This window comes from Erwinia sp. 009765445, assembly GCF_058137865.1.
Window position 1 is genome coordinate 286,419 of the sequence record NZ_JBYUWC010000003.1, and the last position, 6,846, is coordinate 293,264.

5 protein-coding genes and 1 pseudogene are annotated in these 6,846 nt (G+C 56.8%); 1 reads left to right on the forward strand and 5 read right to left on the reverse strand.

The features are described 5' to 3' along the window. Position 1: 1 nt before the first annotated feature. The 5 genes and pseudogenes from AC3Y5R_RS04750 to AC3Y5R_RS04770 form a co-directional block, all read right to left on the reverse strand. Positions 2-1,570 (reverse strand): RHS domain-containing protein, encoded by a 1,569-nt coding sequence (locus tag AC3Y5R_RS04750; RefSeq protein WP_489920376.1) that lies wholly within the window; start codon positions 1,568-1,570, stop codon positions 2-4. After that, positions 1,570-3,544 (reverse strand): annotated as a pseudogene (locus AC3Y5R_RS04755) (AAA family ATPase); the annotation flags it as partial. The gene AC3Y5R_RS04750 and the pseudogene AC3Y5R_RS04755, both read right to left, overlap by 1 nt. A gap of 317 nt (positions 3,545-3,861) precedes the next feature. Then, positions 3,862-4,542, reverse strand: a complete 681-nt coding sequence (yjjG, locus tag AC3Y5R_RS04760; RefSeq protein ID WP_489920377.1) for a pyrimidine 5'-nucleotidase — start codon at positions 4,540-4,542, stop codon at positions 3,862-3,864. 36 nt (positions 4,543-4,578) lie between these two features. After that, positions 4,579-5,019 (reverse strand): ribosomal protein S18-alanine N-acetyltransferase, encoded by a 441-nt coding sequence (gene rimI / locus AC3Y5R_RS04765; RefSeq protein WP_489920378.1) that lies wholly within the window; start codon positions 5,017-5,019, stop codon positions 4,579-4,581. Next, positions 4,982-5,401: a DNA polymerase III subunit psi gene (locus AC3Y5R_RS04770; RefSeq protein WP_489920379.1), complete on the reverse strand. Its 420-nt coding sequence runs from the start codon at positions 5,399-5,401 to the stop codon at positions 4,982-4,984. The genes rimI and AC3Y5R_RS04770 overlap by 38 nt, the downstream gene beginning before the upstream one ends. Before the next feature lie 149 nt (positions 5,402-5,550). Between AC3Y5R_RS04770 and rsmC the strand changes: the two genes are divergently transcribed. Next, a complete protein-coding gene (gene rsmC / locus AC3Y5R_RS04775) occupies positions 5,551-6,585 on the forward strand; it encodes a 16S rRNA (guanine(1207)-N(2))-methyltransferase RsmC (RefSeq protein WP_489920380.1) in 1,035 nt (344 codons plus the stop codon). Positions 6,586-6,846 lie beyond the last annotated feature (261 nt).

Here is a 6,846-nt window from a genome sequence, read left to right on the forward strand (position 1 = left end):
TTTACCGCTCTGTTTCTCCCCACGTGGAGAAGCGCCCTCGCCAGACCACTTCGCCCTGCTCGTTGGTCATGCGCTGCGGAAGGCCGTTCAGCTCGGTGTGGTACCAGAATATATCAGACTGTTCACCTATGCTGTCGACACGTGCCAGCGGTTCCCAGCTTCCCTCGCTGTAGAGGTACTGCGTGTTGCGTTCCGGGGTCGCGCTGCTGCTTTCGCCCACCATTCGCAGCCCGCTCCACAGGAACGAGACGGTTTCCGCTTCTTTGCCGTGGCGATGCAGGATCTTGTGGGTACGGCGGCCCAGCACATCGTAGCGATACTCAACCCGGCTGAACTCCGGATGTCGTTCAAAACGGACCTCTGACACCCGCTGCTCATCGTCATAACTGAACCGCTGTTCTATGGCATCCGGACCGCTTTTTCGCCAGATCATCCGGCCAAAGCCATCGAAAGACCAGCGTGCGCCTTTCAGGCGTTGCAGCAGGTTATGCCAGCCCACCTGACCCGGCTTATCGGTCTGGTTTCCGGCGGCATCCCAGCTGAAGTGCTCCTCTTTAAAGGGTCGCACCTCGCGGGTCACCTGCCCCACGGCATCATATCCAAACCGCTGCTGCTGCTGCGCCCACTCGTTCTGTTGGGTGGCGTTATCCAGCACCCTTTGCTGCATCACCTGATCCAGGCGATCCCAGCTGTAGCGACGCCCGAAGATGATGCCGGTGCGATCCTCAAAACCGCTGCGGCGCATTACGATCCGGCCTGCCGGATCGTAATGCGCCTCCTGGTTCAGCACGCCCTGAGTGCGCCCTGTCTCACGATGCAGCCGGTCTCGCTGATAACCGGCAATCTCCTGCTGCCTGCCACCCAGTTGCAGATTAACCTGCAACAGGTGGCCCGTGCCGTAGCGAAGGCAGTTAACTGAGCGGCCATCAGGCAGCGTGCTGCTGGTCAGATTACCCAGCACGTCATACTGATGAGTGAAAATTCCGCCGCTGTTCTCTTCACTGAGCAGATTGCCCAGCGCATCGCTGGTCAGGCTGAGGGTTTCAGTCTCGCGGACCTCATAACCTCCCGCCTGCGCCTGTTGCCAGTTCGCCAGCGACATCTTTCTGACTTCAACGTTATCAGGACGATAGTGATACTCGGTGCGGTTTAGCTGGGTGGTTTTTACCGTCAGCCGGTTCACCACATCGTATTCAAACCGGGTGGTATGTGGCGCAAGCGTTTCTCCGGCGGAGTTCAGCGGATGCTGCGTCACCTCCGCCACCAGCCCCGGCGCATCATAGCGATAGCTTCTGCGCCGACCGGCATAGTCGATCTGTGCCAGCAGGCGCTGGCTGTTATCGTATTCAAACTGCCAGCGATCGTTGTTAGGGTTGATCAACGCGGTCAGGTGTCCAAAACGATCGTACTGATAGCGGGTGAAATGCCCGGCAGGATCGGTTTCGGTGACGATCTGCCCACGTGCGTTACGGGTGACCTTACGCTCAGAAAAACCGTCAACATTCTCGCCGGTGAGCATTCCCGCCCGGTCATATTCATACTGCGTGTCGCGCTCGTCGGCCCGTGTCACACAGCGCTGTAAGGACGGCGGCGAACAGCTTCGGTCAGTACGCCGCCTTCGCCGTAACCGACATAGCCCGGAGGCGCACCCTTCAGAGTCGAAACGGTATGTGCCTCCTGGAACTCACTCATGTTGATGGTGATGATATTCTGTTCACCGCCGTAGAGCGTTTCGGCCAGCGCCAGCGCTGTTTCAGTTTTCCCCACGCCGGAGGGACCGCACAGCATAAAGACACCAACCGGTTTGTTCGGATCGTCCAGGCGAGCGCGCGAAGTGCGAACTCGTCTGGCAATCAGATCCAGCCCGTGACGCTGGCCGATCACCCGCTCGTTCAGCGTGTCGGCCAGTTTCAGCACCGCGTCGATCTCGTTCTTCACCATGCGACCCAGCGGAATACCAGTCCAGTCAGAGACCACCGCAGCCACCACATTGGCATCCACCGCAGCAAACAGCAGCGGCGCTTCTCCCTGTAATGCTTTCAGCTGCTGCTGGCGTTCAGCCAGCGTTTGATGGAGGGCGGCAGCATCTTCCACTTCGTCGTCATGCAACTGAGCGCGCAGGGCGATAATACCGTTGACCAGCTCGCGTTCGGCCTGCCAGCGGGCGGTCAGCCGATCGCTCTGCACTGTCAGCGCAGCAAGCTGCCCAGTGAGTTGCTCCACGCGCGAAGGATCGCCAATCGCCACTTTCGCTTCACGTCCGGCGATCTCTTTCTCGATTTCCAGCGCATGGATGCGATGCAGGCAGTCTTCCAGCTGCGGCGGCTGTGCGCTCTGGCTGACAGCCACGCGGGCGCAGGCAGTATCCAGAGGTGCCACGGCTTCATCCAGCAGCACGCGATGGTGCTTCTCCAGCGGGCTGACGGTGCTGCGCAGCATCAACAGCGCTTTCTCTTCGTCCGGCTCCTGAACCTGGACAGTCTGGAAGCGGCGAGTCAGGGCAGGATCTTTCTCAATATATTTTTTGTATTCGGCCCAGGTGGTGGCCCCGATAGTGCGCAGCTGACCACGAGCCAGTGCTGGCTTGAGCAAGTTAGCGGCATCGCCTGTTCCCTGCTGGCCACCTGCGCCGACCAGAGTATGAATTTCATCGATAAACAGAATGACAGGCGTCGGGCTGGACTGCACTTCGTTGATCAGGGCCTGAAGGCGGGCTTCAAACTCCCCCCTTCATGCCCGCGCCTGCCTGCAGCATACCGATATCCAGCAGCCACAGCTGTACCTCCTGCAGCGGCTCTGGCACATCCCCTGCCGCCAGACGCAGCGCCAGACCTTCCACCACCGCGGTTTTACCCACGCCCGCTTCACCGGTCAGCAAAGGGTTGTTCTGACGGCGACGCATCAGGATATCGACCATCTGACGGATTTCTTCGTCTCGTCCGGCAACCCGGTCGATTTTGCCTTCACGCTCACGGGCAGTCAGGTCCTGAGCATATTGCGCCAGCGTGCCTTTCTGCTGTGGCACCGCGCCGTTCAGGTCGGTCGGGGCTGAGACCACCTGCTGCGCCTCTTTGCTGTTGGCAAACACGCTGTCGAACTGCTCCAGCAGGACATCGGCACTAATGCGGCTGAACTGAGAGGAGATGCTCTTCAGCAGATTCGCGAGGTTAAACGTCTTCAGCATACCGATCAGCAAATGGCCGCCACGGATCTGCTGGACGCCGAATTTTAACGAACCGTAAACCCAGGCACGCTCCACGGCGCTGTCGATATGTTCTGATAAATCGGATACCGCACTGGCACCGCGCGGCAGGCGATCCAGCGCCGCAACGATATCCCGGGTCAGCGCCTCTTCATCCAGTGAAAAATAGCGGATCAGCTGTTGTAAATCGCCCTCCTGCTGCTGCATAAGCTGATGCAGCCAGTGCACCAGTTCAACGTAGGGGTTACCGCGCAGCTTACAAAACGCGGTGGCACTTTCCAGCGAGGTAAACAACAGCGTATCCAGTTTGCCAAACAATACGGCGCGGCTGATCTCTGACATGATTTTTCTCAGTGGTGATAATTCTGTTGATAAATGAGGCGCGAACATGGCCCGGATAACCCAGGAGTTATCCTACATTAGGTGTGAAATATTGTTATTTTTATTCTTAAAAGAGTAAAAAATGTTAATTTTTAATAGCTAAATATTATATACAGAAAAGAATGGGTGGACCTGATCGGTCAGAAAAATGCAGGGAGATTTTTCAGGGAGTAAATTTTCAGAATAATACATCGCGAGAGGCGGAGATGATGGTGCAGCGATCTGTAGTGAGTGAGATCGCTGCAATTCCGGCAGACAAAAAACTAAAAAATCAAAACTTAAGTAATAAGAATCACTTCCAGTTCCTGCAGGTTTTTTACCTGCCAGGTGGGGGTAATATCGGATGGCAGCTGGCGTTCATCCGCATTCAGCCAGCAGGTCGCCATTCCTGCCCGGATCCCGCCGAGGATGTCTGAATCCGGGTTATCTCCGACCATCATCACCCGCTCACGAGCCGGGTGGCCCATCTTCTCCAGCGCGTGATTAAAGATCGCCGGATGCGGTTTGGCGTGGCCGACCTGCTCTGAGATCACCAGCAGATCGAAATACCCCAGGAAACCGGTACGCTCCAGGCGGGCCTGTTGCAGTGCGGTAAAACCATTAGTGATGATCCCCATCTTCACTCTGCCCTTCAGCGCGTTCAGCAGATTCACCGCGCCAGCCAGCGGCACGCACACTTCCGCCATCGCCCGCAAATAGCCATCGTTAAGAGCGATTGGGGTAACATTCAGTTTCTCAGCCCAGCCAACAAAGCGCTGGTGCTGCAGCTGCTGGGCGGTAATGGCACCGTTCTGGTACTCCACCCACAGCGGTTTATTCACCGCCTGATATTCATCGTAATCTGCTGTGGAGAACTGCACGTCATACTGCTGAAAAAGAAGCTGCAAACCCGCAAAGGCGTCGAAATGGAACAGAGTGTCGTCAGCGTCGAATAAAATCCAGTCCCAGTCTTTAAGCATCCAGGAGAACCCCTTGTTGGTCAGACGTGTGTATTTTCAGATAGTTAACGCCATAATTATGGCATCTTCTTTACCGTCGGCGGTGGGATAGTAATTGCGGCGAAGGGAAACCTCGTTGAAATCCAGCTGTTCATACAGAGCAATTGCCGGACGGTTTGAGGCCCGCACCTCCAGCCACAGCGTCTGGATACCACGCTCTTCAAGCTGCGCTATCAGGAACGTCAACAGTTCACGCCCTAAACCCTGCCGCTGGAAGTCCGGATCAACGGCCAGGTTAAACAGCGTCGCTTCATCCAGCACTACCTGAGTAATGGCGAAAGCGGCCATCCGCTCGCCAACTTCCAGTTGATAATTCAGATAACGCTCACCCTGATTGCTGGTCAGCGTTTTTTCACTCCAGGGGAAAGCATGGCTGCGCTGTTCAATAGCGAAAGCGCGTTCAAGATCTTGCGGTGTCAGTAAAGAAATCTGATTCATAGTGGGAAATCTGCTGCCACAGCGCACGTTTGGCGCTGGCATTGTGATAAAGCTCCGCCAGCGCCGGCGAGGCAATTTGAGAACCGCCGACGGCGACAGGCGCGGCCAGCCCGAGGCACCAACTGACGCAGTGAGTATCATCAGGCAGCATCTGTAGCTGATCCGGCGTCAACACCATCACTTCTTCTTCGCGCATCAGCATCGCCCGCAGTACATCGCCGATCAACGGATCGGTCAGCAGCGGCGGCACATCAGCCACGATCAGCAGGCGGGTGTGCTCAGGCAAGGAGACTGAAACCTCGCCCTTTAAGGCACGCGGACGCCGCAGCGTATACTGCGTGATGCCCATTTGCTGTAATAACCAGTCACGTCTGGAAGACATCTTTATTCCTGTCTGGTCGCCCGATTGCGACGCTATGCTAGCAAACCTCGCGGATCTGCGCCAACAAACCCCGGCTTCCTGACGACTTCAGGCTGCAACTCCGGCTAATTTGGGTATAATCCCCGCTCTGATGAGTCAAGGAGCCACCGATGTCTGCATTTACCCCGGCCAGTGAAGTGATACTGCGCCACAGTGATGAGTTTACTCAACGCCGCGTGCTGTTTGCTGGCGACCTGCAGGATGACCTGCCCGCCCAACTGGACACTGCGCTGAGCCGGGTGCATACCCAACAATATCATCACTGGCAGATGCTGGAGCGTGCGCTGGGAGAGAATGCGCAGTTCAGCCTGGTGGCAACGCCGGAAATGGTCGCTGACTGCGACACGCTGATCTACTTCTGGCCGAAGAACAAACCTGAAGCACAGTTTCAGTTAGAAAACCTGCTGTCGATGATGCCGATCGGCAGCGATCTGTTCGTGGTCGGTGAAAACCGCAGCGGAGTCCGCAGCGCAGAGCAGATGGTGGAGGAGTATTCCACCCTGAAGAAGATTGACAGCGCCCGTCGTTGTGGCCTGTATCACGGTCAGCTGCAGTCGCAGCCGGTGTTTGACGCAGAAGCATGGTGGGGTGAGTACCCTCTGGGTGATATGACCATTAAAACGCTGCCTGGCGTGTTCAGCCGCGATGGGCTGGATGTCGGAAGTAACCTGCTGCTCTCCACGCTGAAGCCGCACACTAAAGGCAAAGTGCTGGATATCGGCTGTGGCGCAGGCGTGCTGTCCACCATGCTGGCCCGCTTCTCACCGAAAGTCCGCCTGTACATGACCGATGTCAACGCGGCAGCCGTGGCAGCCAGTAAGGCCACGCTGGCCGCTAACGATCTGGAAGGTGAAGTCTTTGCCAGCAACGTCTACTCCGACGTTAACGGCCGCTATGACATGATCATCTCCAACCCACCGTTCCATGACGGTATGCAGACCAGTCTGGATGCCGCACAGCAGCTGATCCGTGGCGCAGCAAAACATCTGAATATAGGCGGTGAATTACGCATTGTGGCGAACGCCTTCCTGCCGTATCCGCAGATTCTGGACGAGACTTTCGGCAGCCATGAAGTGCTGGTGCAGACCGGCCGCTTTAAGGTTTATCGCGCAGTTCTGGCTCGCGCGGCTAAAGCGAAGCGTTAAGCGGCGGGCGGTCTTTGCACCGCCTGTCTCTGTTCCGGCAAGCGACTGATTCAGCAACCGGCATCCGGAAACGTTGCTTTTTCCAGCAATCATTTCAGGGCGGCTAAATAACTGTTGACGTGCCGGGGAAAATCTCTAGAATGCGCCTCCGTGGTTGCAATACAACGTTGTTGTATTGATGGTACGCGAAGGTGGCGGAATTGGTAGACGCGCTAGCTTCAGGTGTTAGTGTCTTAACGGACGTGAGGGTTCAAGTCCCTC

What these genes read in the sequence shown, in the direction of transcription:
- yjjG (WP_489920377.1), bottom strand. Translation starts at nt 4,542, where the DNA reads ATGCTTAAAGACTGGGACTGGATTTTATTCGACGCTGACGACACTCTG.
- rimI (WP_489920378.1), bottom strand. Translation starts at nt 5,019, where the DNA reads ATGAATCAGATTTCTTTACTGACACCGCAAGATCTTGAACGCGCTTTC.
- AC3Y5R_RS04770 (WP_489920379.1), bottom strand. Translation starts at nt 5,401, where the DNA reads ATGTCTTCCAGACGTGACTGGTTATTACAGCAAATGGGCATCACGCAG.
- rsmC (WP_489920380.1), top strand. Translation starts at nt 5,551, where the DNA reads ATGTCTGCATTTACCCCGGCCAGTGAAGTGATACTGCGCCACAGTGAT.